This is a genomic window from Pseudomonas sp. FDAARGOS_761 (genome assembly GCF_013343155.1).
Lineage (GTDB): Bacteria > Pseudomonadota > Gammaproteobacteria > Pseudomonadales > Pseudomonadaceae > Pseudomonas > Pseudomonas aeruginosa.
Window position 1 is genome coordinate 6,223,254 of the sequence record NZ_CP054572.1, and the last position, 26,512, is coordinate 6,249,765.

General features: G+C 67.1%; 24 protein-coding genes. 15 read left to right on the top strand and 9 right to left on the bottom strand.

The genetic code is table 11. The features are described from left to right. The first annotated feature begins 21 nt into the window (after positions 1 to 21). From FOC67_RS28920 to wapR, 6 genes are all read left to right on the top strand, one after another. The gene (locus FOC67_RS28920) at positions 22 to 1,779 is read left to right on the top strand and encodes a carbamoyltransferase (RefSeq protein ID WP_003095766.1); all 1,758 of its coding nucleotides are present in this window, start codon (positions 22 to 24) and stop codon (positions 1,777 to 1,779) included. Continuing rightward, positions 1,763 to 2,899, top strand: coding sequence for a glycosyltransferase (locus FOC67_RS28925; protein ID WP_003109898.1), 1,137 nt, complete (start codon positions 1,763 to 1,765; stop codon positions 2,897 to 2,899). Before FOC67_RS28920 ends, FOC67_RS28925 begins: the two co-directional genes overlap by 17 nt. Beyond that, a complete protein-coding gene (locus FOC67_RS28930) occupies positions 2,893 to 3,789 on the top strand; it encodes an antimicrobial resistance protein Mig-14 (RefSeq protein ID WP_003146348.1) in 897 nt (298 codons plus the stop codon). Before FOC67_RS28925 ends, FOC67_RS28930 begins: the two co-directional genes overlap by 7 nt. A gap of 3 nt (positions 3,790 to 3,792) precedes the next feature. Continuing rightward, positions 3,793 to 5,211, top strand: coding sequence for a PIG-L deacetylase family protein (locus FOC67_RS28935; RefSeq protein WP_009314385.1), 1,419 nt, complete (start codon positions 3,793 to 3,795; stop codon positions 5,209 to 5,211). Positions 5,212 to 5,283: 72 nt separating this feature from the next. Continuing rightward, positions 5,284 to 6,240, top strand: coding sequence for a glycosyltransferase (locus tag FOC67_RS28940; RefSeq protein WP_003114548.1), 957 nt, complete (start codon positions 5,284 to 5,286; stop codon positions 6,238 to 6,240). Between the two features lie 160 nt (positions 6,241 to 6,400). Further along, the gene (gene wapR, locus FOC67_RS28945; RefSeq protein ID WP_003095756.1) at positions 6,401 to 7,285 is read left to right on the top strand and encodes an alpha-1,3-rhamnosyltransferase; all 885 of its coding nucleotides are present in this window, start codon (positions 6,401 to 6,403) and stop codon (positions 7,283 to 7,285) included. A gap of 24 nt (positions 7,286 to 7,309) precedes the next feature. Here wapR and FOC67_RS28950 read toward each other — a convergent pair whose 3' ends face one another. Both FOC67_RS28950 and FOC67_RS28955 read right to left on the bottom strand, forming a co-directional pair. Beyond that, entirely contained in the window at positions 7,310 to 8,509 is a 1,200-nt protein-coding gene (locus tag FOC67_RS28950; RefSeq protein WP_009314384.1) for an O-antigen ligase, read from the bottom strand. Between the two features lie 7 nt (positions 8,510 to 8,516). Then, on the bottom strand, positions 8,517 to 9,167 hold the full coding sequence (locus FOC67_RS28955) for a toluene tolerance protein (RefSeq protein ID WP_003095751.1): 651 nt from the start codon (positions 9,165 to 9,167) through the stop codon (positions 8,517 to 8,519). A gap of 107 nt (positions 9,168 to 9,274) precedes the next feature. Between FOC67_RS28955 and msbA the strand changes: the two genes are divergently transcribed. The 4 genes from msbA to FOC67_RS28975 all read left to right on the top strand — a co-directional run bounded on the left by msbA (position 9,275) and on the right by FOC67_RS28975 (position 15,225). Beyond that, positions 9,275 to 11,086: a lipid A export permease/ATP-binding protein MsbA gene (gene msbA, locus FOC67_RS28960; RefSeq protein WP_003095749.1), complete on the top strand. Its 1,812-nt coding sequence runs from the start codon at positions 9,275 to 9,277 to the stop codon at positions 11,084 to 11,086. Positions 11,087 to 11,126: 40 nt separating this feature from the next. Further along, on the top strand, positions 11,127 to 12,551 hold the full coding sequence (gene hldE / locus FOC67_RS28965; RefSeq protein ID WP_003095747.1) for a bifunctional D-glycero-beta-D-manno-heptose-7-phosphate kinase/D-glycero-beta-D-manno-heptose 1-phosphate adenylyltransferase HldE: 1,425 nt from the start codon (positions 11,127 to 11,129) through the stop codon (positions 12,549 to 12,551). A 127-nt stretch (positions 12,552 to 12,678) separates the two neighbouring features. After that, positions 12,679 to 13,968: an acyl-CoA dehydrogenase family protein gene (locus FOC67_RS28970; RefSeq protein ID WP_003135655.1), complete on the top strand. Its 1,290-nt coding sequence runs from the start codon at positions 12,679 to 12,681 to the stop codon at positions 13,966 to 13,968. Between the two features lie 48 nt (positions 13,969 to 14,016). Next, complete coding sequence (locus FOC67_RS28975) at positions 14,017 to 15,225, top strand: acyl-CoA dehydrogenase family protein (RefSeq protein WP_009314383.1); 1,209 nt, start codon at positions 14,017 to 14,019, stop codon at positions 15,223 to 15,225. A 24-nt stretch (positions 15,226 to 15,249) separates the two neighbouring features. Here FOC67_RS28975 and FOC67_RS28980 read toward each other — a convergent pair whose 3' ends face one another. The 4 genes from FOC67_RS28980 to FOC67_RS28995 all read right to left on the bottom strand — a co-directional run bounded on the left by FOC67_RS28980 (position 15,250) and on the right by FOC67_RS28995 (position 18,716). Continuing rightward, positions 15,250 to 16,170 carry a hypothetical protein gene (locus tag FOC67_RS28980; protein WP_003114542.1) on the bottom strand — a complete coding sequence of 307 codons (921 nt, stop codon included), beginning with the start codon at positions 16,168 to 16,170 and terminating at the stop codon, positions 15,250 to 15,252. 168 nt (positions 16,171 to 16,338) lie between these two features. Continuing rightward, positions 16,339 to 17,151: an aldo/keto reductase gene (locus FOC67_RS28985; RefSeq protein WP_003095738.1), complete on the bottom strand. Its 813-nt coding sequence runs from the start codon at positions 17,149 to 17,151 to the stop codon at positions 16,339 to 16,341. Next, a complete protein-coding gene (locus FOC67_RS28990) occupies positions 17,148 to 18,323 on the bottom strand; it encodes an FAD-binding oxidoreductase (protein ID WP_003109889.1) in 1,176 nt (391 codons plus the stop codon). Before FOC67_RS28990 ends, FOC67_RS28985 begins: the two co-directional genes overlap by 4 nt. A gap of 60 nt (positions 18,324 to 18,383) precedes the next feature. Next, the gene (locus FOC67_RS28995; RefSeq protein ID WP_003095735.1) at positions 18,384 to 18,716 is read right to left on the bottom strand and encodes a multidrug efflux SMR transporter; all 333 of its coding nucleotides are present in this window, start codon (positions 18,714 to 18,716) and stop codon (positions 18,384 to 18,386) included. Positions 18,717 to 18,800: 84 nt separating this feature from the next. Here FOC67_RS28995 and FOC67_RS29000 point away from each other — a divergent pair, with 84 nt between their 5' ends. After that, on the top strand, positions 18,801 to 19,685 hold the full coding sequence (locus tag FOC67_RS29000; RefSeq protein WP_003109888.1) for a LysR family transcriptional regulator: 885 nt from the start codon (positions 18,801 to 18,803) through the stop codon (positions 19,683 to 19,685). Positions 19,686 to 19,720: 35 nt separating this feature from the next. Continuing rightward, positions 19,721 to 20,998, top strand: coding sequence for a lipid IV(A) 3-deoxy-D-manno-octulosonic acid transferase (gene waaA / locus FOC67_RS29005; RefSeq protein ID WP_009314382.1), 1,278 nt, complete (start codon positions 19,721 to 19,723; stop codon positions 20,996 to 20,998). A gap of 48 nt (positions 20,999 to 21,046) precedes the next feature. On the opposite strand, the gene FOC67_RS29010 is transcribed toward waaA, so the two are convergent. The 3 genes from FOC67_RS29010 to FOC67_RS29020 all read right to left on the bottom strand — a co-directional run bounded on the left by FOC67_RS29010 (position 21,047) and on the right by FOC67_RS29020 (position 23,845). Next, positions 21,047 to 21,646 (bottom strand): helix-turn-helix domain-containing protein, encoded by a 600-nt coding sequence (locus tag FOC67_RS29010; RefSeq protein WP_003095727.1) that lies wholly within the window; start codon positions 21,644 to 21,646, stop codon positions 21,047 to 21,049. A 77-nt stretch (positions 21,647 to 21,723) separates the two neighbouring features. Further along, positions 21,724 to 23,670 (bottom strand): FAD-dependent oxidoreductase, encoded by a 1,947-nt coding sequence (locus tag FOC67_RS29015; protein ID WP_009314378.1) that lies wholly within the window; start codon positions 23,668 to 23,670, stop codon positions 21,724 to 21,726. After that, positions 23,648 to 23,845, bottom strand: a complete 198-nt coding sequence (locus FOC67_RS29020; RefSeq protein ID WP_153519013.1) for a hypothetical protein — start codon at positions 23,843 to 23,845, stop codon at positions 23,648 to 23,650. Before FOC67_RS29020 ends, FOC67_RS29015 begins: the two co-directional genes overlap by 23 nt. Here FOC67_RS29020 and FOC67_RS29025 point away from each other — a divergent pair. The 3 genes from FOC67_RS29025 (at position 23,844) to aruR (ending at position 26,511) form a co-directional block, all read left to right on the top strand. Further along, complete coding sequence (locus FOC67_RS29025) at positions 23,844 to 24,935, top strand: ABC transporter substrate-binding protein (protein WP_003095722.1); 1,092 nt, start codon at positions 23,844 to 23,846, stop codon at positions 24,933 to 24,935. The genes FOC67_RS29020 and FOC67_RS29025 overlap by 2 nt on opposite strands. A 76-nt stretch (positions 24,936 to 25,011) precedes the next feature. Beyond that, on the top strand, positions 25,012 to 25,659 hold the full coding sequence (locus FOC67_RS29030; protein WP_003095720.1) for a TetR family transcriptional regulator C-terminal domain-containing protein: 648 nt from the start codon (positions 25,012 to 25,014) through the stop codon (positions 25,657 to 25,659). A gap of 117 nt (positions 25,660 to 25,776) precedes the next feature. Beyond that, on the top strand, positions 25,777 to 26,511 hold the full coding sequence (aruR, locus tag FOC67_RS29035) for a two-component system response regulator AruR (protein WP_003109882.1): 735 nt from the start codon (positions 25,777 to 25,779) through the stop codon (positions 26,509 to 26,511). Position 26,512: the final 1 nt, after the last annotated feature.

Here is a 26,512-nt window from a genome sequence, read left to right on the forward strand (position 1 = left end):
CTGCTTTGAAGAGGTTCTACCGTGGCATTGACCGTCCTAGGCCTGTCTGGCGCCGTAAGCCATGACCCGTCCGCCGCCCTGTACATCGACGGCAAGCTGGTCGCGGCCGTCGAGGAAGAGCGCTTCGTGCGCGACAAGCACGCGAAGAACCGCATGCCCTACGAATCGGCGAAGTTCTGCCTGGAGCAGGCAGGGATCGAGCCGGCCGATGTCGACGTGGTGGCGATTCCCTTCGCTCCCATCAGCATCATGGAAAAGGCCCGCTGGCACTATGCCAAGCGCTACGCCTACGCGCCGGATCGCGCGCTGGATGCGATCCTGCTCGGCAACCGCCGCTACAAGCGTTACTACAAGCGCATCGAGTGGTGCCTGCAGCAACTCGGCTTCGACCTGAAGAAAATCAAGATCCAGCCGGTCGAGCACCACCTTGCCCATGCCTCCAGCGCCTACCATTGCTCGGGGTTCAAGGAAAAGACCGCGATCCTCGGCATCGACGGCAAGGGCGAGTACGCCACCACTTTCTTCGGCTGGGGCGAGAACGGTCGGATCCACAAGATCAAGGAGTTCTACGATCCGGATTCGCTGGGCGGCCTGTACGGCGCGATCACCGAGTACCTCGGCTTCGACATGCTCGACGGCGAGTTCAAGGTCATGGGCATGGCGCCCTACGGTGACGCCAGCAAGTACGATTTCTCCCGTCTCGCCAAGTTCGAGAACGGCGAACTGGTGATCAACACCGACTATGCCAACGTCATCGGCTTCCGCCGCTACAAGGAGAAAGGCAAGGGCTACTACTTCTCGCCCAAGCTGATCGAGTGGCTGGGGCCCAAGCGCGAAGGCGACATCGCCGACGATCCCTACATCCATTACGCCGCGAGCATCCAGGCGCTGTTCGAGAAGCTCGCGCTGGAGATGATGGACTACTACCTCGGCGATATCATCCGCGAGACCGGCAAGGTCGCTTTCGCCGGCGGCTGCGCGCTGAACGTCAAGCTCAACCAGAAGATCATCTCGCGCCCCGAAGTGAAGGAACTGTTCGTCCAGCCGGCGGCCAGCGACGCCGGCACCGCGGTCGGCGCGGCGGCCTACGTGTCGCACCAGCGCGGCGTGCCGGTGGAGAAGATGGAGCACGTCTACCTCGGCCCGGAGTATTCCAACGAGGACGTCATCGCCGCCTGCGCCCGTCACGAGGCCAGGCCGCAGTGGCAGAAGATCGACAACCGCAGCCGGCGTATCGGCAGGATCCTTGCCGACGGCAACCCGGTGGCCTGGTTCCAGGGACGCATGGAGTTCGGTCCGCGTGCCCTCGGTGGCCGCTCCATTCTCGGCTGCCCGAGCGTGCCGGGCGTGGCCGACCGGATCAATGCGCAGATCAAGTTCCGCGAGCGCTGGCGGCCCTTCTGCCCGTCGATGCTGGATACCGTCGGCCCGCAGATGTTCAAGATCGACCACCCGGCCCCGTTCATGACCTTCACCTTCGAAGTCAACGAAGAGTGGAAGGAGCGAGTGCCGGAAGTGGTGCACGAGGACGGCACCTCCCGCGCCCAGGTGCTGAAGCGCGAGTACAACCCGCGCTACTACGACCTGATGAAGGAACTGGAGAACCTCACCGGCAACGGCGTGGCCCTGAACACTTCGCTCAATCGTCGTGGCGAACCGATGATCTGCTCGCCGACCGACGCCCTGAATATGTTCTTCGGCTCCGATCTGCAGTACCTGATCATGGAGGACATCCTGGTCGTGAAGGAGGGCGTGGACTGGTATGACTCGGTCGGCTGAACCTCGCGTCCTGCAGTTCTGTCACGGCTACGACGGGCCTTTCCTCGACTGTGCCCGTCAGTACGCCAGCCTGTTCGCCGGAACCCCGTACAAGGTCACCACGGTGTTCCTCACCGGGCGTTCCGATCCTGAGGTGGCGGCGCGTTGCGCCTCCGACGAGGTACTGTTCCTCGAGTACGGCTCCAGGGACATCCGTGGCCTCAAGCTGAAGGCGATCCGCGACTTGCGCGAGATCGCCCGTTCGCGCGACTTCCGCTTCTGCATCGCGCACCGCTTCAAGCCGATCTGGATCGCCAGCCTGGCCACTCGTCTGCCGATCGTTGGCGTGCACCACGCCTTCGGCGATTACCAGCGGTTGTCGCGCAAGGTCTTCGCCGGCCTGATGAGCAAGCGCCTGAGCCTGCTGGCGGTGTCCGACGCGGTGCGCGACGATATCCGCCGTTGCCTGCCGAAGTGGCCGGCGGAGCGGATCGAGACGCTCTACAACCGCATCGACGTCGCTGCGCTGCAGGCCGAGCAGGTCGAGCGCCTGAGTGCGCGCCGGCAACTGCGCCTGCCCGACGAGGCCTGGGTGGTCGGCAACGTTGGTCGCCTGCATCCGGACAAGGACCAGGCTACCCTGCTGCGCGGCTTCGCCGCCGCGCTGCCGCGCCTGCCACAGAACAGCCTGCTGGCGATCCTCGGCAGCGGCCGCCTGGAAGAGCAGCTCAAGGACCTGGCCTGCGAACTGGGCATCGGCGAGCGCGTGCTGTTCCTCGGCCAGGTCGAAGAGGCACGGCGCTACTTCAAGGCGTTCGACGCCTTCGCCCTGAGTTCCGACCACGAGCCGTTCGGCATGGTCCTGCTGGAGGCCATGGTCGCCGGCGTACCGCTGATCGCCACCGCCTGTGGCGGCGCCCGCGAAGTGGTGGAGGGGGTCGGCATCCTCTTCCCGCTGGGCGACGAGACGGCCCTGGCCGAGGGTCTGACCCACCTGGCAGCGCTCGACCGCCGCCAGCGCGAGGCCTGTGCGCGACTCATGCTCGAGCGCCTGGAGACACGCTTCTCCGACGCCGCGGTGCGCCGCGAATTCTGGCGCCTGCCGACGATTGCCGGCTTCGCTTCGGAGTCTGCATGCTGAACAGGTTGCGCGCCTTCCGTGAACGCGGTTGGCGCGAAGTGGATGCGCCGACCTACGCCCAGGCCTGGCAGCGTTTCGGCGGCAGCGTCGCGACCCACCCGCTGGTGGTCGAGCAACTTGCCGAAATGGCCGGAATCCCGGTGCGTTACCTGGGTTGGGAGAGCGCTGGCGAACTGGTTGCGGCGATCCCGACCTGGGGCCGCCACCTGGCGTTGTCCAAGGACGTGCTCAAGCGGCGCGGCAAGAAGGGCCTGTACGACCTGGGCAACGCCGAACTGATCCTGCCGGTGGCCGACGATGCCCGCATCGCCCTCCGCCATGCGGGACGCTACCTGTCGGCGCTGCATGAGCGGAACATCGTCACGCTGCGCCCTCAGACCGAGCAACTGGCTTTCGCTCGCGCCCCCGAGGATTTCTCCAAGAAGTTCCGCTATAACCAGCGGCGCGAAGTGCGCCTGGTGGAGGAGGCTGGTGGCCAGGTGCGCCAGGCAGACAGCTTCGCCCCGGCCGAGTTCGCCGCCATCTATCTCGAACTGTTCCAGCGTCGCTGGGGTTTCCCGGCCACCGGCGCGGAGCGCATGGCCGAGGTCTTCGAGCGGCTGCGCGAATTGCTGCGCGGCTCGGTCCTGCTGCTCAACGACCAGCCCATCGCGGTCCAGGTACTGTATCGCGCCGAAGCGCCGGGCTGGCTCAGCGTCGAGTACATCAACGGCGGCGTCGATCCGCAGACCCGCGAGTTCAGCCCTGGCAGCGTGCTCAGTTACCTGAACACCCAGGCCGCCTGGGAGGATGCGCGAGCGCTGGGCAAACCCCTGCGCTATTCGTTCGGTCGCGCCGACCGCGAATACAAGGATCGCTGGTGCCATCCTTCTCCGGTCTTCCAGGTCTGAAGCATGAGCGCACGCAAGCAGCAGTTGCTCAAGCGTCATCGACGCAACAAGCGGATCGGCCTACTGGTTGCGCTGCTGGCATTGCTGGCCGTTGGTCTGCTGGTCAGCCCCTGGTTGTTGCCGATCCTCCTCGTGGCCCTGTGGGTCGCCCACGAAGCCTGGTTCGCCGATCACCTGTTCTATTCGCCGGGCGAGGACTACCGCTACCGTTTCGCGGAAGGGGTCGAGTCGCTGCCGGTACGCCTGGCGGATGGCCGTCTGCGAGTCGACGGCGAGCTGCGCGAAGGCGATACGCTGGTGCTTGGCATCGGCGTGCGCGCTGGCTGGCTGGGGCGTTTCCTCGAACCCTCGGTGCTGCTGGAAGGTGGCGCGGAGGCCGATGCCCAGGCTTTCGAACGTGGGGTGAACGGCTTGCGCTACCTGAACCTGACGGGACTGGCCGGGCCGCTGGGCGAGGGCCGGATTCGCCTGCGCGGCCGGCATTGCCGGCTGGTCGGCGAACCGACCCTGTGGCGTACGCGCCATCCCGACTACCGTGACCGGCGGGTGATGGTCATCGCTCCGCATGCCGACGACGCCGAGCTGGCCGCCTTCGGCCTCTACAGCCAGGCACGCGAGGCCTGGATCGTGACCCTGACCGCCGGCGAGATCGAAACCGAGCATTACCGCCGCATGGGCCTCGACGGAATAGCTGCGGCGCGCCTGAAGGGCCGCCTGCGCGCCTGGGATAGCCAGGCCGTGCCGGCGTGGGGTGGGGTGCCGGCCGAGCGCTGCGTGCAACTGGGTTATTTCTGCCTGCAATTGCCTGCCATGCAGGCGAACCCGGGCGAGGTGGTGCCGTCCCGTGAGGCCGATCTCGCCGATATCCGTCCGTTCCGCCAGTTCAACCGTCTGCGCCTGGCCAGCGATACCGACGGCCTGTCGACCTGGAACAATCTGCTGGCCGATCTCCGCGAGCTGATCCTGCTGGCACGTCCCGAGGTTATCGTCCTGCCTCATCCGCATTTCGATCCGCACCCGGACCATGTCCGCGCCCAGGAGGCCGTGCGCGAGGCGCTCCAGGGTCTGGACTGGCAGCCGCAGGCATTGTTGCACTATGCCAATCACCTGCACGACAACGATCGCTGGCCGATGGGCGATGCGCACATGGGGGTCAGCCTGCCGCCGTTGACCGAAGAGTGCTCGCCGTTGCTGCCATGGACGCTGGCGCTGGAGCGCACGCGCCAGGTGGACAAGGCCATGGCCTTGGGCATGATGCACGACCTGCAACCCAGGCCGCCGTTCAAGCGCTGTCTGCGCCGCCGTCTGCAGGGCTGGCTGGCCGGGCGTCGCTGGCCGGCATACGGCGAGGACGAGTTCATGCGCAAGGCGGTGCGTCGGCACGAGTTGTTCTGGGTGGAGTCGCTGGATGGGGAGGCGTGATGCTTGGGTCGAGCGTTTGGCAAGGTTCGAGCCGCCATGCTGCTTCGGAGCAGCCGCGAGGATGAAGGTCTGATGAAAGTTCTGTTTCTGGTCCAGAAAGAGCAGCGCGCGATCCTGGATCGCCTGTACGACGGCATCGCCGCCCATTGCGAGTGCGATACCCGCTGGCTGAGCAGCGAGGAGCAGGCCGACCTGCGCGGCTACTTCCGCAAGCACGTGGATGTCTCGCGCTACGACCGCATCCTGTTCTTCCTCCGTTTCAAGAAGGAAATGCGCCAGGTCCGCTTCATCCGCAGCGTGCCCAACCTGGTGATCCTCGAGCACGATGCCTACCAGAACTACATTCCCTGCAAGTACACCGGCAAGTTCAGCGCCCATTACCGGCGCCTGCCCTGGGCACGGGTGATCAGTTCGGGCCATACGGTCAGCGAACGCCTGCGCCAGGAGGGATTCGACGCGGTATTCGTGCCCAAGGGCTACGACCAGACCCTGTTGCATGACCTGGGCCTGGCGCGCGATATCGAGCTGGGCTTCGTCGGCAGTACCGGCAGCGTGGCCTACAGTGGACGCAAGGCGCTGCTCGACGAGTTGGGCGGAGTGGAGAACCTGCTGGTGACCAAGACCAAGTCCGGCGAGGAGTACCTGCGCACGCTCAACCGCATCCGTTTCTTCGTCAGCGCGGATGTCGGCATGGGCGAATACATGATCAAGAATTTCGAGGCGATGGCCTGCGGTTGCGTACTGCTGGCCTACGACCAGGGCGAGCGGGAAAACGAGGCCTTGGGTTTCCGGGACATGGAGAATATCGTGCTGTATCGCTCGGTGGCGGACATCCAGGAAAAGCTCGCGATCCTGCGCCTCGACACGGCCCTCGCCGAGCGGATCGCGCGAAGCGGCCAGGCGCTGGCCATCGAACGATTCAGCTTCGCCGCTGTCGGTCAGAGTATCGTCGAGGCCATGCGGCCCGCGTTGCGCGAGCCGGAGCGTCCCGGATGGCTGGAGAAGACCTGGCGACGTATTTTTACCTGAGAGTAGCAGCCGAAAAGAGCTGGGGCTTCAGGCGTGTTTGCTATTGTTCAGCTTGTTTTTCCGGGCTGGGGGGAGGTGTAGGACCGATGAAGATCGCAGGATCGCTCATGCATGTCTGGCGCTTTGAATGGGGACGTGAAGGACAGATAAGGTTGTAGCTATGGCGCTCGTCGATGATGGTTCGCAGCCATTGGTTTCCGTGATCATCGCTTCCTATAACCACGAAAAGTACATAGAAGCGAGCATCGCCAGCGTGGCTGCGCAGACATACCGCAACGTGGAACTGCTGGTGGTGGACGATGGTTCCAGCGATGGCAGCGTCGAGCTTTTGCGCGGGCTCCAGGCGAAGTACGGCTTCGACCTCAGGGTCCAGCAGAACCAGGGACTGTCGAAAACGCTCAACGAGGCGATCGCCAGGGCCCGGGGAAATCTCATCGTGCCTTTCGGTTCGGACGACATCATGTTGCCGCAACGCCTGGAGAAACAGGTGGCACACATGTGGGACAAGCCCGAGGTAGGTATTTGCGCGGGCAATATCGAGATCATCGACTCCAATGGCCGGGTCATGCCGGGTAAGGAGCAGCGCAAACGCGACCTGCCTTTCCGCCGTCTCGACTTCGATGACCTGTTCCTGGACCGCAAGCCGGGCCCGATGGCGCCCACCCTGATGTTCCGGCGGGAAGCCCTGGAGAAGGTCGGCGGTTTCGATCCGGACATACGCCTGGAAGATGTCTACATCGAACTGGCGGTAACCAAGGCTGGCTACGTCATCGACATTCTTGGCGAGGTCCTCGCCCAGTACCGCAAGCATCCCACCAATACGTACAAGAACGCCCGTTTCATGGTGGACAACGTATTCAAGACGTACAGCCAGTTCAGCGATCACCCCGATTACGAGCAGGTGATCATGCGCTTCCGCAATTCGATGTTCCTCAAGTGCTCGAACCGGGACAAGGTGCTGGCCCGGGAGCTGCTCTCCGGCTTGCCGCTGAAGTACTGGAACGAGAAGACCTTCCGCGGCATTGCGCGGCTGTTCTTCTCCTAGCTCGGATGAACCCGGACCGCCTCCTCAGGAGGCGGTTTCGTTTTTGTCGCGGGCGCTTTTCTGCACCCACAGGGCGTACAGCAGGGCCAATGGAATCCAGATCAGGAACCAGTGCTCCTTGGGGCGGGACATGAACGCGTTGCCTTCCGTGAGGCCGGAAGCCAGTCCGAAGACCAGCCAGGTAGACGCCAGTAGCACCATGGGGTCGCGACGGTTCTTCCAGGCGAAGACGAAGGCCACGGCGTAGATCGCAGACCATAGCAGCAGGCCGACGATCCCGCCGGCGAACAGCACGCCCAGCTCGATGTTGTGCGGATCGGCCAGCAGCATGCCGTTGGCCAACTTGATCCGCATCGGGTGATCGTAGCCATGGCCAAGCCAGGGGTGCTCGCCGATCTGGCGCAGGGATTCGCTCCAGATTTCCGGGCGGAAGGAGACGCCGCGCTGGGTGACCAGCTCTGGATTGAAGATATAAGCCACGATCATGCCCAGCGCTGCCAACCCGATGACGATCAGGGTCTTTTTCTGATTACCGGCGACCAGCAGCCAGCCCAGGCAGGCGGTGAGTGCGATCAATGGGGTGCGTGAGCCGGTCGACAGCAACAGGCAGCATAGTATCGCCAGGGACAGCAGCGGCAGTGGCGCAAGAAGATGGCGTGATTGCATCCAGTAAACCAGCCAGACCACAGTGAATGCGCCATATACATGGGCACTCAGCAGTGGGTTGTAGAGAGCCCCGTATCCGGACAAGCGCATCCATGCAGGATGTGTCTGGAGATGGTAGTGGACCACCGTGACCGCTGCGGCGAAAACTGCTCCCAGTGCCGCCAGCCAAGTAATGTTGCGTAGGCGTTCGGGTGCCTGTAGCGCCAGTATCCCCACACAGAAGAGCAGTAGAACGATGTACAGCGGCCGTTTGAACAGCGAACCCGCCGAGTTTTCCGGCGTTGACCAGAGCAGGCTGAGCATCATGTAAGCGCTGAAGGCCAGAATGGCGATGAGCAGCGGCGAGCGGGTCAGTGGACGTAACAGTTGCGGCTGGATAATCACGAAAAGCAGCGTCGGGGCTGCAAGCAGGATGTAGAAAAGCCGGTGATAGTCGGAGCGGTCGCCGACCCAGAACATTCCGGTGAGCAGGGCCAGCCAGCCCAGCGGCAGGATCCAGTGGCTGAGGATGCGGCTGGTATCGTGGCGAAGACGGGTCAGTCGGGTAGCTGCGAACATTCCTTGCTCAATCCAGTTGCAGTTGCTTGAGGAGCTGCTCGAGTGTCCAGTGGACCTGGCTGCTGCGGAGATAGGCCTTGAGCACCAGGTGCTCGCTGTCGTCGAGGAACCAGGTTCGATCCTGTTCGTAGCGCAGCAGGTGCTTGAAATTGCGAATGCGCTGGGCGGCGCTGAGCGCCGAGCGCTGGACCCGCAGGTCGGCGATGTCGATCAGGCCCATCCGGCCTTCCGGCGTGCGCACCACGTTGCCCAGGTGCAGCGAGCGGAAGTACACCCCCTTGGCGTGCAGCACGGCGATCAGCTCGCCCAGTTGCGTCCGGACTGTATCGCCGCACTCCGGGTCGTTGCGGTCGAGTTGGCGGAGGGTCTGCCCCGGTAGCGGCTCGTAGTGCACCGCGTCGCGCTGGATATGTGGGATCCGCAGTACGTCCAGCACCTTCGGGCAGACGATGCCGCGCCGCGCCAGTTCGCTGGCATTGCGGGCGAAGCGCTCCGCATAGGGGAACAGGGCTGCGGAGGAAATCAGGCGCTTGCGGCGAAACAGCTTGAGGAAGGACCCGTCGCGCAGACGCAGTACCTTGTCCCCATGACCATCGGCTTCCAGCACTTCTGCGTTGTCACGCAACTGCAAGTAGGAGGGGTAGTCTATGACTCGCATGCGAGCTCCTGAACGAACGGCCCGCCATCTTACCCCAACACGCCTTCCAGGCAGAGTGATGGAGGTCCTGTGCTACACTCCGGGACCTTTTCAGCATGTAAGAAACCATGAGCGATAGTCCTCAGAATCCCGGACCTTCCAGTCTCAAGATCTATTTCCGCCTGTTGGGCTACGTGAAGCCCTACATCGGAATGTTCCTACTCAGCATCGTCGGTTTCCTGATCTTCGCGTCGACCCAGCCGATGCTGGCGGGCATCCTCAAGTATTTCGTCGACGGCCTCTCCAATCCTGACGCGGCATTGTTTCCGAATGTGCAGTGGCCCTGGTTGCGCGACCTGCACCTGGTCTACGCGGTGCCGTTGCTGATCATCCTGATCGCTGCCTGGCAGGGGCTGGGCTCGTTCCTCGGCAACTTCTTCCTGGCCAAGGTTTCCCTGGGGCTGGTGCATGACCTGCGGGTCGCCCTGTTCAACAAGCTGCTGGTGCTGCCGAACCGCTATTTCGACACGCACAGCTCCGGCCACCTGATCTCGCGCATCACCTTCAACGTGACCATGGTCACCGGAGCGGCCACGGATGCCATCAAGGTGGTGATCCGTGAGGGCCTGACCGTGGTCTTCCTGTTCCTCTACCTGCTGTGGATGAACTGGAAGCTGACCCTGGTGATGCTGGCGATCCTGCCGGTCATCGCGGTGATGGTGACTACTGCCAGCCGCAAGTTCCGCAAGCAGAGCAAGAAGATCCAGGTGGCCATGGGCGACGTCACCCACGTCGCCTCGGAAACCATCCAGGGCTACCGGGTGGTGCGCAGCTTCGGCGGCGAAGCCTATGAAGAGAAGCGCTTCCACGACGCCAGCCAGAGCAATACCGACAAGCAGTTGCGGATGACCAAGACCGGCGCGGTCTACACGCCGATGCTGCAATTGGTGATCTACGTCGCCATGGCGATACTGATGTTCCTCGTGCTGTGGCTGCGCGGGGACGCCTCGGCCGGCGACCTGGTGGCCTATATCACCGCGGCGGGCCTTTTGCCCAAACCGATCCGCCAGCTTTCCGAGGTCAGTTCCACGGTCCAGCGCGGCGTCGCCGGCGCCGAGAGCATCTTCGAGCAGCTCGACGAAGCGGCGGAGGAAGACCAGGGGAGCGTCGAGAAGGAGCGGGTCAGCGGGCGCCTGGAAGTGCGCAACCTGAGCTTCCGTTATCCCGGAACCGACAAGCAGGTGCTGGATGACATCAGTTTCGTCGCCGAACCCGGGCAGATGATCGCCCTGGTCGGCCGTTCCGGTAGCGGCAAGTCGACCCTGGCCAACCTGGTTCCGCGCTTTTATCAGCACAATGACGGCAAGATCATGCTTGATGGCGTTGAGGTCGAGGATTATCGCCTGCGTAACCTGCGCCGCCACATCGCCCTGGTGACCCAGCAGGTCACGCTGTTCAACGACAGCGTGGCCAACAACATCGCCTACGGCGACCTGGCTGGCGCGCCGCGCGAGGAAATCGAGCGGGCGGCGAAGGCTGCCAACGCCAAGGAATTCATCGACAACCTGCCGCAAGGCTTCGACACCGAGGTCGGCGAGAATGGCGTGCTGCTTTCCGGCGGCCAGCGCCAGCGTCTGGCGATCGCCCGGGCGCTGCTCAAGGACGCGCCCCTGCTGATCCTCGACGAGGCGACCTCGGCGCTGGACACCGAGTCGGAGCGGCATATCCAGGCGGCGCTGGACGAAGTGATGAAAGGGCGCACCACCCTGGTGATCGCCCACCGCCTGTCGACCATCGAGAAGGCCGACCTGATCCTGGTGATGGACCAGGGGCAGATCGTCGAGCGCGGCAGCCACGCCGAGCTGCTGGCGCAGAACGGCCACTATGCGCGGCTGCACGCGATGGGACTGGATGAGCAGGCGCCGGCGCCTGTCGGCTGATAAACTGGGCGTCTGCCCCGAGAGGTTGTTTGGAGTTCCCATGAAGTTGTCCATGCCCCGTTTCGACCAGGCCCCGGTGTTGGTGGTCGGTGATGTGATGCTTGACCGCTACTGGCATGGCGCGACTTCGCGCATTTCGCCGGAGGCCCCGGTGCCGGTGGTCCGCGTCGAACAGCACGAGGACCGCCCCGGCGGCGCCGCCAACGTCGCGCTGAACATCGCCGCGCTGGGCGCACAGGCCTTGCTGGTCGGCGTCACCGGCCGCGACGAGGCCGCCGACAGCCTGGCCAACAGCCTCAAGGCCGCTGGAGTGGACGCGCGCTTCCAGCGCATCGATAGCCAGCCGACCATCGTCAAGCTGCGGGTCATGAGTCGTCACCAGCAACTGCTGCGGGTCGACTTCGAGGAACCGTTCCGCACCGACGCGGCGGCCCTGGCCGTGGACGTCGAGTCGCTGCTGGCCAAGGTCAAGGTGCTGGTGCTGTCCGACTACGGCAAGGGCGCGCTACAGAACCACCAGGTGCTGATCCAGGCGGCGCGGGCGCGCAACATTCCGGTACTGGCCGATCCCAAGGGCAAGGACTTCGCCATCTATCGCGGCGCCAGCCTGATCACCCCGAACCTGTCCGAATTCGAGACCATCGTCGGCCGTTGCGCCGACGAAGCCGAACTGGTCGCCAAGGGCCAGGCGCTGATGAGCGAACTCGACCTCGGCGCCTTGCTGGTGACCCGCGGCGAGCATGGCATGACCCTGCTCCGCCATGGCCAGCCGGCCCTGCACCTGCCGGCGCGGGCGCGGGAAGTGTTCGACGTCACCGGTGCCGGCGATACGGTCATCTCCACCCTGGCCGCGGCGCTTGCCGCCGGCGAGGAGCTGCCGTCTGCGGTGGGCCTGGCCAACCTGGCCGCCGGCATCGTGGTCGGCAAGCTGGGTACCGCGGCGATCAGCGCGCCCGAACTGCGTCGCGCGGTGCAGCGCGAGCAGGGTTCCGAGCGTGGCGTGCTGGGCCTGGAGCAACTGCTGCTGGCAATCGAAGACGCCCGCGCCCACGGCGAGAAGATCGTCTTCACCAATGGCTGCTTCGACATCCTTCACGCCGGCCACGTGACCTACCTCGAACAGGCGCGCGCCCAGGGCGACCGCCTGATCGTCGGGGTCAACGACGACGCCTCGGTCACTCGCCTGAAGGGCGTTGGCCGGCCGATCAACTCGGTGGACCGGCGCATGGCGGTACTCGCCGGGCTCGGCGCGGTGGACTGGGTGGTGAGCTTCGCCGAAGACACTCCCGAGCGCCTGCTCGAGCAGGTGCGTCCGGACGTGCTGGTCAAGGGCGGCGATTACGGCGTCGAGCAGGTGGTCGGCGCGCAGATCGTCAAGGCTTACGGCGGCGAGGTACGGGTGCTCGGCCTGGTGGAGAACAGCTCCACCACCGCCATCGTCGAGAAGATCCGCCAGAAAGGCTGAGCCTTTCCCCGGCCGGTCGCCCCTGGCGGATGACTGGCTGGTCTGACAACTCCCTTCGGCGAGACGGTCATAGGCGCTGCCCATGCGGCGGCGCATGATCCGGGCATCCCATCCTGCGTGGAGCAAGATGCCCATGAGCACCGATGTACAGGGCCGTGCCCTGGCTGTACTGAACCGTGTCGCCCAGGCCGACTGGCCGGATCGCTTCAATCTTCGCAAACCCTTCGAGAAGCTGCTCTACAGCGGCAGCCGTACCGGCTTCCGCCTGGCCAGCGAGCGTTCGGCGAAGCAAGCGAAGGGACCGCGCAAGGCCGATCCGGACGGGTTGTTCGACCTGTCGTTCTCCGACGACCAGCAGATGCTGGTGGACATGCTCGAAGGCTTCGCCCTGGAGGTGTTGCGTCCGCTGGCTCATGACGCGGATGCCGAGGCCAGCCTGCCGGCGGAACTGCTCAACCAGGCGCTGGAGCTGGGCCTGACCCACTATGGGGTCGGCGAGGTGCACGGCGGCATGGCCGGTGAGCGCACCACGGTGACCACTGCCCTTATCGCCGAGGCCCTGGCCAAGGGCGATCTGTCGCTGGCGGCGGCCCTGCTGGTGCCGTTGTCGGCGGCCAACTGCATCCGCCGCTGGGGCAGCCCCTCGCAGCAGGCGCAGTGGCTGCCGGCGTTCGTCAGCGAAGAGGGGGCGCCGCTCACCGCCATCGCGGTCAACGAGCCGAGTCTGCTGTTCGACCCGCAGAAACTGGCGACCCGCGCCCGGCGCAAGGGCAGTCACTACCTGCTTTCCGGAGAGAAATGCCTGGTCCTGCGCGGCCTGGAGGCCAGCCGCCTGATCGTCGCGGCGAAGACCGACGAGGGGCCTGCGTTGTTCCTGGTGGAAGCCTCCGCCAAGGGCGTCGAGCGACGTGCCGAGCCGGCGATGGGACTGAAGGCCGGCGGCACCGCCCGGTTGCGCCTGAAGAGCGTCAAGGTGCCGGCGGACAACCGCCTGGCCGCCGAGCATTTCGACTACCGGGCCTTCCTCGATCACGCGGCCCTGGCCTGGTGTGCCCTGGCGCTGGGCACCGGGCAGGCGGCGCTGGACTACGTGATCGCCTACTGCAACGAGCGCGAGGCCTTCGGCGAGCCGATCAGCCATCGCCAGGGGGTCGCCTTCATGGTCGCCGACATCGCCATCGAACTGGACGCCATGCGCCTGATGGTCTGGCGGGCCTGCGCCCTGGCCGAGCGCGGCCAGCCGTTCCAGCGCGAGGCTTACCTGGCGCGTCTGCTGTGCGCCGAGAAGGCGATGAAGATCGGCACCGACGCCGTGCAACTGCTCGGCGGCCACGGCTTCACCAAGGAGCATCCGGCCGAGCGCTGGTACCGCGACCTGCGCGCGGTAGCGCTGATGGCCGGCGGCCTGCACCTGTGAACCCGAGCGAGTGCGCGGTCCGCCGCGACGAGTGAACGAGGAATCGACATGTACCTGGAAACCCCGAAGAAATTCCGCAGCCTGGCCAACCAGGCGCATCAGGTCGCGGATAACTATTTCCGGCCGATCTCGCGCAAGTACGACAAGGCCGAACACGCCTATCCGAAGGAGCTGGACCTGCTCGCGGCCTTGCTGGACGGCATGAACAGCGGCTCGCCCGAGGCTGTCGGCGCGACCTCGGCGAGCAAGCGCGCCGGCAAGCAGGTAGAGGAGGGCATCAAGAACGGCGGCAACCTGTCGGCATTGCTCGGCGTGATGGAACTGTGCTGGGGCGACGTCGGCCTGCTCCTGGCCATGCCGCGCCAGGGGCTGGGCAACGCGGCGATCGCCGCGGTGGCCAACGAGGAGCAGTTGCAGCGCTTCGGCGGCACCTGGGCGGCGATGGCGATCACCGAGCCGGGCTGCGGCTCGGACTCGGCGGCGATTCGCACCACCGCGACCCAGGATGGCGACCACTATGTACTGAACGGCGAGAAGATTTTCGTCACTTCCGGCGAGCGGGCCGATGCCGTGGTGGTCTGGGCCACCCTGAACCGCAACCTGGGGCGGGCGGCGATCAAGTCCTTCGTGGTCGAGAAGGGCACGCCGGGGATGACCGTGACGCGCCTGGAGAAGAAGCTCGGGATCAAGGCTTCGGATACCGCTTCGATCAGTTTCAATGATTGCCGGGTGCCGGCCGCGAACCTGCTGGGCAACGCCGAGGTCGACGTGCAGAAGGGTTTCGCCGGGGTCATGGAGACCTTCGACAATACCCGCCCGCTGGTGGCCGGCATGGCCGTCGGGGTGGCCAAGGCGGCGCTGGACCGGACCCGCGAATTGCTGAAGAAGGCTGGCTGCAAGTTCGACTACAGGAAACCGCTGCTCACCGTCAGCCACGCCGAGGCCACTCTCTATCGCCTGGAGGCGGAGTGGGAGGCAGCGCGCCTGTTGACCTTGAAGGCGGCATGGATGGCCGACAACAAGCTGCCCAACTCGAAGGAAGCGTCCATCGCCAAGGCCAAGGCTGGACGGGTGGCCAACGAGATCACCCTGAAGTGCGTGGAGCTGGCTGGCGCCCTCGGCTACGCCGAGGATGAGCTGTTGGAGAAGTGGGCGCGGGACTCGAAGATCCTCGACATCTTCGAGGGCACCCAGCAGATCCAGCTGCTCATCGTCGCTCGCCGCCTGCTCGGCAAGTCTTCCAGCCAGTTGAAGTAGAAAGGGCGGCAAAGCCCGCCCGGTTCAGGCGCTGGCGCGGTCGCGCCCACCGCCGGCCTGGTCGCCGTTGCTGGATGGCCACAGTGCCAGCCAGTCGCGGAAACGGATGCGTTCCTCATGCACCAGCCAGCCGTCCTGTACGGCAAAGCTCTCGGCCAACCACAGGCCGCGGGTGGCCGCAGGGCGCAACTGGCCCTTGCGCAGGGTGAACAGGTCGCCGGTGGGGCGCCCCTGGTCCAGCGGCAGCAGGTAGAGATCGGGGCGCCGACGGTCCAGGCGCGCCACCAGCGGACCGCTCTCGAGCCGCTCGTCGACATGGTAGAGGCTCGGCTCGCGCGCATCGCGCGGCAGCTCCAGGCGCATGTCGTAGACCAGTTGCAGCGAGGCCGTGGGCAGGTGTACGTAGGCGCGTGGGCGCTCCAGCAAGCGCAGGCTGCCGGCTTGCACCGGACGGGCGGCGCCGGACAGCGGGGTGAGGACGAAGTGGCTGTTCTCCCGGTAGCGCAGCGAACCCTGGTAGGGCGTCGGCAGCCAGGTGTCGCCGAAGCGCCCGCCGAGCCAGCCGCCGGCGGTCTCCACCAGGCATTCCTCGGCGACTTCCTGGATCGCCGTGAGCAGCGGCAGGTTCAGTTCGTGGGCCGGTACGTAGCCGGAGATCAGCTTGAGCACGGTATCGCCGCGGTCCAGCCGGCGCTGACGGACCAGCACCCAGTAGTCGCGGCCCTGCCAGTTCAGGGTCAAGCGCACCGAGACCCCCAGGTTGGCCAGCTCGGCGACGAAGCGCTGCGGGTCGGCTACCTCCATGCGGCGGCGGCGTACGAGCATCTGCTGGAAGTTCAGCGGCAGGCCGAGGGCCTGGTAGACCAGCCCGTCCGGGGAGGCCTCCACCAGCAGCGGCAGGGTCTTGAAGGCGGACGGATCCTTGCGGGCGAGCATACGGGGCATACGGGGCTCCTTGTCGGGTCATCGCGCCGGGGCGGGACGGAGGCTCACGTTCGATGCACCGGCCACCGGAGGCGAGGGCGGCAGGCAGGATACGGCTCGTTCGGGAGGAACATGGCAGCGGAATGCACCGCGGGTGTCAACCCGCGGATGTTGCAGCCGATGTATGGTTCAGGCCTTTTTCAGGGCTTGCGCGGCCATCGCGACATTATGGGCCAGGTGCAGCGGATTGATGGTGCCGACGATGGCGGCGGCGACGCCCGGCTGGTCGAAGACCAGTTCGAAGCTGGCGCGCACCGGGTCCTGTCCGGCGCCCAGGCAGGCATGCCCGCTGGCCAGCGCCTTCTTCACCAGGATGCCCTTGGCATGGGCCGCGGCGTACTCGATGACCGGGCGCTCGGCGCGCTCGTTCAGGTTGTAGGTGACCATCGCGCAATCGCCCTCGCGCAGGGCGCGCAGGCCACCTTCGACGGTCTTGCCGGAGAGTCCGTAGGCGCCGATCAGGCCCTCGCGCTTGAGCGCGGCGAGAGTCGGGTAGACCTCGCTGTTCTCGAGGATATCCAGGTCGTTGCCATCGGAATGCACCAGCACCAGCTCGATCCGCTCGGTCTCCAGGCGCTTCAGGCTGCGTTCGACGGAGCGCCGGGTATGCGTGGCGGAGAAGTCGAAGACTGACTGGCCGTCGACGAACTCTTCGCCGACCTTGCTGACGATCACCCAATGCTCGCGCTGGCCGCGCAGCAGCGGGCCGAGGCGTTCCTCGCTGCGGCCGTAGGCCGGGGCGGTGTCGATCAGGTTGATGCCGAGGTCGCGGGCCAGGGCCAGCAGGTCGGCGGCTTCGCGGTCGTCGGGGATGGTGAAGCCGGAAGGGTACTTCACTCCCTGGTCGCGGCCGAACTTGACGGTGCCCAGGCCCAGCGGCGAAACGGCCAGGCCGGTGTCGCCCAGCGGGCGGTGCAGGTCGTGGAGGGTATCCCTGATCATGCGAAGGCTACCTCCCAGGCCGGTTCGGCGAGCGGCGGACGCGGCAGTTGCGGCAGCGCGGCATGTTCGCTGGGGCGGATGCCGTCTTCTTCCAGGCGGGCGCAGACCCGGTCGGCGAAGTCAGGGGCCAGCGCCAGCTTGGTCGGCCAGCCGACCAGCAGGCGTCCCTGTTCGGCGAGGAAGGCGTTGTCCGGGCGCAACAGGTTGGACTGTGCCGGCTCGGCGCGATCCACCCGCAAGGTGGCCCACTGCGCCTGGCCGAGGTCGATCCAGGGCAGCAGCTTTGCCAGTTCGCGACGTGCTTCGGCGATCTGCGCGGCTTCGTCGCGGGCCACGCCATCGGCTTCGGCGATGTCGCCGCCGAGGTACCAGACCGACTGGCCGTCGCGGGTCGGATGGGTGGTCACGGTGATTCGTGGCTTCGGCCCGGCCCCCAGGCAGTGGGCGTACAGCGGTTTCAGGGTCGCCGCCTTGACCATCACCATGTGCAGCGGCCGCCGCTGCATGGCCGGTTGTTCCAGGCCCAGTTCGCGGAGCAGCGCCTCGTTGCCGGCACCGGCGCTGAGCACCACGCGCTGGGCACGGATCTCCCGGCCGTCGACGCACAGGCCGGCCAGTTCCCGGCCTTCGCGCAGCGGTTCGATGCGCTCGCCGGCGAGCAGGCTGTCACCGGCCAGTTCCGCCAGGCGGCGAATCAGGTCGGGGACGTCGAAGACGATTTCCGTGAGGCGGTAGGCCTTGCCCTTGAACCCCTTGTCGCGCAGCGCCGGAGGCAAATCCTCGCCCTTGGCCTGCTCGACCCGGCTACGCACCGCCTTGCTGGCGAAGAAGCTGGTAAGGCTGCCGGCCAGGCCGCCCGGCGACCACAGGTAGTGCGCCTCGGAAAGCAGGCGTACGCCCCGCAGGTCGAGTTCGCCGTCGCTGCCGAGACAGGCGCGCCAGCGCCGCGGCATGTCGGCGATGGCTTCGGAGGCGCCGGTCAGGGCGCCATGCAGGGCGTACTTGGCGCCGCCGTGGATGATCCCCTGCGACTTCACGCTCTGTCCGCCGCCGAGGCTGGCGCTTTCCACCAGCACGGTGGCGTAGCCGGCCCGGCGCAAGCGGGCGTTCAGCCAGAGGCCGGCGATACCGCCGCCAACGATGAGGATGTCGGTGGAAAGGGCTTGGGGCATGGGGCTGCCTTATCGGGAACGGAAAGGGCGGAGTATACAACCTGAGCCCGCGACGGTCGTTCAGTGCCCCGAAGCGCGGGAGAACAACTGGATCACCAGCACGCCGGCGATGATCAGGCCGATACCGAGGAGGGCCGCGGGGTCCAGGCGCTGGCCGTAGACGAACATCGCCACCAGGCTGACCAGGACGATGCCCAGTCCGGACCAGATGGCGTAGACCACGCCGACCGGCAGGGTGCGCATGACCAGCACGAGCATGCTGAAGGCGAGCACGTAGCCGCCCACCACCAGCAGCAGCGGCAGTGGCTTGCTGAATCCGGCGACGGCTTTCAGCGAGGTGGTGGCGACCACTTCGGCGGCGATGGCGATGGCGAGGTAGAGATAGTTGGTCATGGTGGGGTCCTCCGGAAACTGCGGCCATTCTAGGGAGCCGGCGGATGGGATAAAGTCTTTACCTATCTGTATTGGAGATAGGTTATGCAGTGGAACCTGGAGCAGATCCGCCTGTTCGTCAGCGTCGCCGAGCGCCAGTCGTTCTCTGCCGCCGCCCGCGAACTGAAGCGGGTGCAATCGGCGGTGAGCAACGGCATCGCGCTGCTGGAGGCGGACCTCGGCGTCACCCTGTTCGAACGCAGCAGCGGACGCCAGCCGCGCCTGACCGACGAGGGCCGGGTGCTGCTGGCGGAGGCGCGCGAGGTGCTGCGCCAGTGCGAGCGCCTGCAGGGGCGCGCGCTGGGCCTGGCGCGCGGCGAGGAGCCGCGGCTGCGCCTGGCCCAGGACGAGGCGATGCCTTACCAGCCGGTGCTGGACAGCCTGGAAGCGCTGGCGCAGCGCTTTCCCAGTCTGGAGGTGCAGGTGTCCAGCGGCGGCCAGGGCGACGTGACCCGTCGTTTGCTCGAGGAGCAGGCTGACCTCGGCCTGCTGTTCCACCATGAGCGCATGCCTGAGTCGCTGGAGCGGCGGCGCCTCGGCAGCGTCGAGATGGTCACGGTGTGCGGCGCCGGCCACCCGCTGGCCGGGCTGCAACGGGTCAGTCGCCGCGAGCTGGCACAGCACCGGCAACTTTTGATCGTGCCCCAGCAGAGCGGCTATCCGGGCGGCGAGCAGATCAGCCCGCAGGTGTGGCGGCTGGACAGCTTCTATTCCATGGCCGAGTTGCTGATGCGCAACCTCGGCTGGGCCTGGCTGCCGCGGCACGTGGTGCAGTACCCCACCTACGATCGGCTGATGGTGGAGCTGACCAGCGACTGGACGCCGCCGTCGCTGGTGGTCGAACTGGTCTGGCGGCGCAACGAGGTGCTCGGCCCGGCGGCGGCCTGGCTCGGCGAAACCTTCACCCGCCACCTGCGCGCCATCGGCTGAGCCGGTCGGCGGGAGTTTTGCTAAGCTGCGCGCCCATGAACCGTACCCTCTATACCCTGCTGTTCCACCTCGGCTTGCCGCTGGTGGCGTTGCGCCTGTGGTGGCGCGCGCGCCAGGCGCCGGCCTACGCCAAACGCATCGGCGAGCGTTTTTCCCTGTCCTTGCCCGAGGTGCCGCCCGGCGGCATCTGGGTGCACGCCGTCTCGGTGGGCGAGAGCATCGCCGCCGCGCCGATGGTGCGGGCGCTGCTGGAGCGCCATCCGCAGCTGCCGGTCACCGTCACCTGCATGACCCCGACCGGCTCGGAGCGCATCCGCGCATTGTTCGGCGAGCAGGTCCGGCACTGCTATCTGCCCTACGACCTGCCCTGGGCGGCGGCGCGCTTCCTCGACCGGGTGCGGCCGCGCCTGGCGGTGATCATGGAAACCGAGCTGTGGCCCAACCATATCCATGCCTGCGCCGTGCGCGGGATCCCGGTGGCGCTGGCCAATGCGCGCCTGTCCGAGCGCTCGGCGCGTGGCTACGCGCGCTTCGCCGGGCTGACCCGGCCGATGCTCGCCGAGCTGTCCTGGATCGCCGTGCAGACCGAGGCCGAGGCCGAGCGCTTCCGTCGTCTCGGCGCGCGTCCTGAGTGCGTCAGCGTGACCGGCTCGATCAAGTTCGACCTGCGCATCGACCCGCAGCTGCCGCTGGCCGCTGCCGCCCTGCGCGAGGAATGGGACGCGACGGCGCGACCGCTGTGGATCGCCGCCAGCACCCATGCCGGCGAGGACGAGATCGTCCTGGCAGCCCACCGGCGCCTGCTGGAAACGCGTCCCGACGCGTTGCTGATCCTGGTGCCGCGCCATCCGGAACGCTTCGCCGGCGTCCACGAGCTATGCCGCCGCGAAGGCTTCGCCACGGTCCGGCGCTCCGGCGGCGAGCCGGTGGCACGCGCGACCCAGGTGCTGCTCGGCGATACCATGGGCGAGCTGCTGTTCCTCTATGCCCTGGCCGACATCGCTTTCGTCGGCGGCAGCCTGGTGCCCAACGGCGGGCACAACCTGCTGGAGCCGGCGGCCCTGGGCAAGCCGGTGTTCGCCGGTCCGCACCTGTTCAACTTCCTCGACATCGCCGCGCAATTGCGCGACGCCGGGGCGCTGCTCGAGGTGACGGATGCCGGCGTGCTGTGCGACGGCCTCACGCGCCTGTGGGCGCAGCCGGAGGTCGCGACGGCCATGGCCACTGCCGGAGAGAAGGTGCTGCGCAACAACCAGGGCGCCCTGGAGCGGCTGCTGGCGGGGTTGGCGCGGTTGCTCGAGCGCGGCGGGTAGCGCCCGCCCCGTCGGCGCTCCCCTGGCCCTGCATCGCGACAGGGCGTTTCAGAACGTCGGCGGGGTGATCACCCAGAGCACCAGGGTATCGCTGTCGCCTGGGTTGCCGTAGCGATGCGGTTCCTGGCTGGAGTAGCTGAAGCTGTCGCCCTCGCGGAGCTGGAAATGGCGGTCGCCGACCCAGAGTTCGAAGATTCCGCTGAGGATGTAGCCGGCTTCCTCGCCCTCATGGCTGTAGCTCTGCTGGCTGTAGGTGCCCGGCGGGAAACGCGAGTGGAGGATCTCCAACTGGCGGCTGGGCTGCGGGGTGAGCAGTTCGTCGATGATGCCGTCTTCGTAATGCACGCTCATGCGCGTGTTGCGCCGCACCACGTAGCCGGCGTCCGCCGGGTCCACCGCGGCCTCGCTGGCGAAGAACCACTGGATGGTCACGCCGAGGCTGCGGGCGATGTTGAACAGCGCCGGAATCGACGGATACGCCAGGTTGCGTTCCAGTTGGCTGATGTAGCCGGCGGTGAGTTCGCTCTGTGCGGCCAGCTCGGCCAGGGTCAGGCCGCGGCGTTTGCGCAGGCCGCGGATGCGGGTGCCGAGGAAGTGCGTTTCGCTGCGTGGCGTGTCGGTGGCGTCCGGCGGTGACGGGCGGGGCATGCGGCGGGGTCCTGGCTGCGTTTGCGGCATTCTAGGGGCTGGGCCGGGACCCGTCGAGGGAGCCGCAGCCGCGCCGCTCAGATGCTCCAGGCGGCCTTGAGCCCTTCGTAGATCGCCTCCTCGGCGGTGCGGGGGGCCAGGCAGTCGCCGATCCGCAGCACCTCCGCCAGGCCGTGCAGGCTGTCGGCCAGTCGGTCCACCGGCTGGTGGCCCTGGCATAGCACCAGGGTATCGACCTCCTCGAACAGCATCGCCTCGCCGCTGGCGCTGTGCTGCATGTACACCGTGGTATCGTCGCAGCCGTACAGGCGGGCGTAGGGCGTGACCGGGATACCCAGGCGGTGCAGTTCGCCGGCCAACTGGTCGCGCACGTACAGCGGCAGGCTCTCGCCGCAGTGGGTGCCGTTCACCGCCAGGCGCACCTGGTGGCCCTCGCGCACAAGCTTTTCCGCGATACCGGGGCCGATCCAGTCGCCCCGCCAGTCGGTGACCAGCACCGAGCGACCGACCCGCACCTCGCCGCGCAGCACCTGCCAGGCATCCACCACCTGCAGCTCGCCGCCGCGCTCGAAAGGCGGCCAATAGGGTTCGGCGCCGGTGGCGACGATCACCAGGTCCGGCCGTTCGCGCTCCACCAGCGCGCGGTCGACCGGCGTGTTGCGGCGTACCTCGACGCCGGCCAGTTGCATCTCCCGTTGCAGGTTGGTGGAGGCGCCGCCGAATTCCGCGCGGCGCGGCAGCAGTTGCGCCAGGTTGACCTGGCCGCCGAGCTGGGCGCCGGCCTCGCAGAGCACTACCTCGTGGCCGCGCTGTGCCGCCACCGCCGCCGCCTTCATCCCCGCCGGGCCGCCGCCGGCGACCAGCACGCGCTTGCGCCGCGAGGCCGGATTGGGCGTTGCGTAGGTCAGCTCGCGGCCGGTTTCCGGGTGCTGGATGCAGGAGATCGGATAGCCTCGGTGGAAATGTCCGATGCAGGCCTGGTTGCAGGCGATGCAGGCGCGCACGTCGTCGCTGCGCCCGGCCTCGGCCTTGTTCGGCATCTGCGGGTCGCAGATCAGCGCGCGGGTCATGCCGCAGACGTCGGCCTGGCCTCGGGCGAGGATGGCCTCGGCCTCCTGGGGCTGGTTGATGCGCCCGGTGACGAACAGCGGGATCGCCAGGCGCGCCTTGAAGGTACCGGCTTCGCGGGCCAGGTAAGCCGGCTCGATGGCCATCGGCGGGACGATATGGATGGCGCCGCCGAGGGAGGCCGAAGTACCGGCGACGATGTGCAGGTAGTCCAGCTCGCCCTGGACCGCCTCGGCCGCCTGCAGCGACTCGCTTTCGCTGAGACCCTCGGGGTCGCGCTCGTCGGCGGACAGGCGCAGGCCGACGATGAAGTCCTCGGAGGTGGCCGCGCGCACCGCCGCCAGCACTTCGCGGAGGAAACGCAGGCGGGCATCGAGGTCGCCGTTGTAGCCATCCGTGCGGCGGTTCACCCGCGGGTTGAGGAATTGCGCCGGCAGGTAGCCATGGCTGGCGACCACCTCCACCCCGTCCAGCCCTGCCTGGTGCAGGCGGCGCGCGGCGGCGGCGTAGCCGGCGACGATCTCGTCGATCAGCGGCTGGTCGAGTTCGCGCGGCATCACCCGGAACCGTTCGTTGGGCGAGGCCGAGGCGGAATAGGCCACCGCCAGCAGGCCGTCGGCGGACTCCATGATCTCGCGCCCGGGATGGAAGATCTGCGACAGCACCACGCAGCCTTCGGCGTGGCAGGCCTCGGCGACCCGCCGGTAGCCGGGGATGCAGGCATCGTCGGTGGCCATCAGCACGTGCGAGGTGTAGCGCGCGCTGTCGTGGACCCCGGCCACCTGCATGACGATCAGTCCGGCGCCGCCGCGGGCCCGGGCGCGGTGATAGGCGAGGAGTGGCTCGTTGACCAGGTTGTCGGTAGGCATCGACGTGTCGTGGCCGCTCGACATGATGCGGTTTTTCAGGCGTTTGCCCCGGATTTCCAGGGGGCTAAACAGGTGCGGGAAATTCACGGTTGGCGTCCTTCTTGTTGTTCTCGCGGCGCGCTTCAGAAACAGGATATGAATTTACCATCAGTAAAAAATCAACTTGTTTTTTTAAAATCGACTGGATAGTTTCTGTCCCGTGGCCGCTTCCCGGCGGCTCGCTGCGATCCACTCCACAACAAGAACAAGAGGAGACGCACATGAACCGTTCCTTTCCATTGCGCCGCGCGGCCAGCGCCCGTCCGCATCCGGTTTTTCCTTGCCGCGTCCTGCTCGGCGCCGTCCTGCTGGCGTTCGGCGGCCTCGCGCCGGTCCAGGCCGATGATGGCCTGGTGGTGGTCGGCTACGGCGGCGCCGGACAGAAGGCCCAGGAGGTGGCGTTCTTCCAGCCGTTCACGCAGCAGACCGGGATTCCCGTAGTGCAGAGCGAGTACAACGGCGAGATGGCCCGGATCAAGGTGATGGCCGACACCGGTCACGCCGACTGGGACCTGGTCCAGGTCGAGGGGCCGGATCTGGCGCGCGGTTGCGACGACGGCCTGTTCGAGCGTCTGGACTGGCAGGCCATCGGCGGCAAGCAGCAGTTGATCGCCAATGCCGCCCAGGAATGCGGTTCCGCCGCGCTGGTCTGGGGCGTGGCGATCGGCTACGACGCCGACCGGCTGCAACAGCCGCCGGCGTCCTGGGCCGACTTCTGGGACGTCCAGCGCTTCCCCGGCAAGCGCGGCCTGCGCAAGCGGGCGATCTACAACCTGGAGTTCGCCCTGCTCGCCGACGGCGTGCCACGCGAGCAGGTCTATCCGCTGCTGGCGACCCGCGCCGGTGCCGACCGTGCCTTCGCCAAGCTGGGCCAGCTCAAGCCCTACATCCAGTGGTGGGAGGCGGGAGCGCAGCCGGCGCAGTGGCTGGCCGCCGGCGACGTGGTGATGACGTCCACCTACACCGGGCGCATCGCCGACGCCCACCGCGCGGGGCGCAACCTGGCCCTGGTATGGCCGGGCAGCCTGTACGGCATGGACTACTGGGCGGTGGTCAAGGGTTCGAAGCGCGGCGCCGAGGCGCGTCGCTTCATCGCCTTCGCCAATGCCCCGGATGCCCAGGTGCGCTACGTCGAGAACATTCCCTACGGGCCGACCAACCGCCAGGCCGCCCAGCGCCTGCCCGCGCAACTGGCGAGCTGGGTGCCGACCGCGCCGGCGAACCTGGAGCAGGGCCTGGCGATGGACGACGAATTCTGGGTCGAGCATGGCGAGGAGCTGGAGGAGCGCTTCAACGCCTGGGCCAGCCAGTGAGACGGGCGCCACGTAACCTGCGATCATCGGGGCTGCCCGCCGGTGGTCGCGGGCGACGAGCAGGAGCCGCGAAAGGATGAACCAGGAAGTGCGCTTTTCCCGTCTGGAACCAGAGCAGCGCAAGGCGCTGCTGATCGAGGCGACCCTGGCCTGCCTGAAGCGGCATGGCTTCCAGGGCGCCTCGGTGCGCAAGATCTGCGCCGAGGCCGGGGTATCGGTGGGCCTGATCAATCACCACTACGATGGCAAGGACGCGCTGGTGGCCGAGGCCTACCTGGCGGTCACCGGACGCGTCATGCGCCTGCTCCGCGGCGCCATCGACACCGCGCCGGGCGGCGCCCGCCCGCGGCTCTCGGCGTTCTTCGAGGCATCCTTCTCCGCCGAGCTGCTCGATCCGCAATTGCTCGACGCCTGGCTGGCGTTCTGGGGTGCGGTGGGCAGCATCGAAGCGATCGGGCGGGTCCACGACCATTCCTATGGCGAGTACCGGGCGCTGCTGGTCGGCGTGCTGCGGCAACTGGCGGAGGAGGGCGGCTGGGCGGACTTCGACGCGGAACTGGCGGCCATCAGCCTCAGCGCCCTGCTCGACGGGCTGTGGCTGGAGTCTGGGCTGAATCCCGCGACCTTCACGCCGCGGCAGGGCGTGCAGATCTGCGAGGCCTGGGTGGATGGCCTGGAGGCGGGCGCCCATCGCCGCTTCCGGCGTGCGACGGAAGCTTGTTGATCGTCCGTTCAGTAGTGGATAGGCTGCTGCTGGCAGCGGAAGGCGCCCCGGCCCCTTCCGCCCACCGTCCGACAACCCAGAACAAGAAACGCCCCGGCCCGCCGGAGGCGCAAGGTGATGGCGATGGTTCCGCGCGTATTGGTGGTCGACGACGACCCGGTGATTCGTGAGCTTCTCCAGGCCTATCTCGGCGAGGAGGGCTATGACGTCCTCTGCGCCGGCAACGCCGAGCAGGCGGAAGCCTGCCTTGCCGAGTGCGCCCATCTCGGCCAGCCGGTCGAGCTGGTGCTGCTGGACATCCGCCTGCCCGGCAAGGACGGCCTGACCCTGACCCGCGAGCTGCGGGTGCGCTCCGAGGTGGGGATCATCCTGATCACCGGGCGCAACGACGAGATCGATCGCATCGTCGGCCTGGAGTGCGGCGCCGACGACTACGTGATCAAGCCGCTGAACCCGCGCGAACTGGTGTCGCGGGCGAAGAACCTGATCCGCCGGGTGCGCCATGCCCAGGCCAGCGCCGCCCCCGCCCGGCAGGCCCTCAGGCAGTTCGGCGACTGGCTGCTGGACGCCGACCGGCGCCGCCTGATCGACCACGCGGGCAACGAGACCCTGCTCACCCACGGCGAATTCCAATTGCTCGGCGCCTTCCTGCGCAACAGCGGGCATACCCTGAGCCGCGACCAGTTGATGGACCAGATCCGCAACCGCGAGTGGCTGCCCAGCGATCGCTCCATCGACGTGCTGGTCGGCCGCCTGCGTCGTAAGCTGCGCGACGACCCGGCCGAACCGCAACTGATCATCACCATCCACGGCGCCGGCTACCTGTTCACCGCCGCGGCCAGCGACGCCTGAG

Bases quoted from the DNA above. Each gene is read 5' to 3' on its own strand.
- FOC67_RS28925 (WP_003109898.1), top strand. From the start codon at position 1,763: ATGACTCGGTCGGCTGAACCTCGCGTCCTGCAGTTCTGTCACGGCTAC.
- FOC67_RS28930 (WP_003146348.1), top strand. From the start codon at position 2,893: ATGCTGAACAGGTTGCGCGCCTTCCGTGAACGCGGTTGGCGCGAAGTG.
- FOC67_RS28935 (WP_009314385.1), top strand. From the start codon at position 3,793: ATGAGCGCACGCAAGCAGCAGTTGCTCAAGCGTCATCGACGCAACAAG.
- FOC67_RS28940 (WP_003114548.1), top strand. From the start codon at position 5,284: ATGAAAGTTCTGTTTCTGGTCCAGAAAGAGCAGCGCGCGATCCTGGAT.
- wapR (WP_003095756.1), top strand. From the start codon at position 6,401: ATGGCGCTCGTCGATGATGGTTCGCAGCCATTGGTTTCCGTGATCATC.
- FOC67_RS28950 (WP_009314384.1), bottom strand. From the start codon at position 8,509: ATGTTCGCAGCTACCCGACTGACCCGTCTTCGCCACGATACCAGCCGC.
- FOC67_RS28955 (WP_003095751.1), bottom strand. From the start codon at position 9,167: ATGCGAGTCATAGACTACCCCTCCTACTTGCAGTTGCGTGACAACGCA.
- msbA (WP_003095749.1), top strand. From the start codon at position 9,275: ATGAGCGATAGTCCTCAGAATCCCGGACCTTCCAGTCTCAAGATCTAT.
- hldE (WP_003095747.1), top strand. From the start codon at position 11,127: ATGAAGTTGTCCATGCCCCGTTTCGACCAGGCCCCGGTGTTGGTGGTC.
- FOC67_RS28970 (WP_003135655.1), top strand. From the start codon at position 12,679: ATGCCCATGAGCACCGATGTACAGGGCCGTGCCCTGGCTGTACTGAAC.
- FOC67_RS28975 (WP_009314383.1), top strand. From the start codon at position 14,017: ATGTACCTGGAAACCCCGAAGAAATTCCGCAGCCTGGCCAACCAGGCG.
- FOC67_RS28980 (WP_003114542.1), bottom strand. From the start codon at position 16,170: ATGCCCCGTATGCTCGCCCGCAAGGATCCGTCCGCCTTCAAGACCCTG.
- FOC67_RS28985 (WP_003095738.1), bottom strand. From the start codon at position 17,151: ATGATCAGGGATACCCTCCACGACCTGCACCGCCCGCTGGGCGACACC.
- FOC67_RS28990 (WP_003109889.1), bottom strand. From the start codon at position 18,323: ATGCCCCAAGCCCTTTCCACCGACATCCTCATCGTTGGCGGCGGTATC.
- FOC67_RS28995 (WP_003095735.1), bottom strand. From the start codon at position 18,716: ATGACCAACTATCTCTACCTCGCCATCGCCATCGCCGCCGAAGTGGTC.
- FOC67_RS29000 (WP_003109888.1), top strand. From the start codon at position 18,801: ATGCAGTGGAACCTGGAGCAGATCCGCCTGTTCGTCAGCGTCGCCGAG.
- waaA (WP_009314382.1), top strand. From the start codon at position 19,721: ATGAACCGTACCCTCTATACCCTGCTGTTCCACCTCGGCTTGCCGCTG.
- FOC67_RS29010 (WP_003095727.1), bottom strand. From the start codon at position 21,646: ATGCCCCGCCCGTCACCGCCGGACGCCACCGACACGCCACGCAGCGAA.
- FOC67_RS29025 (WP_003095722.1), top strand. From the start codon at position 23,844: ATGAACCGTTCCTTTCCATTGCGCCGCGCGGCCAGCGCCCGTCCGCAT.
- FOC67_RS29020 (WP_153519013.1), bottom strand. From the start codon at position 23,845: ATGTGCGTCTCCTCTTGTTCTTGTTGTGGAGTGGATCGCAGCGAGCCG.
- FOC67_RS29030 (WP_003095720.1), top strand. From the start codon at position 25,012: ATGAACCAGGAAGTGCGCTTTTCCCGTCTGGAACCAGAGCAGCGCAAG.
- aruR (WP_003109882.1), top strand. From the start codon at position 25,777: ATGGCGATGGTTCCGCGCGTATTGGTGGTCGACGACGACCCGGTGATT.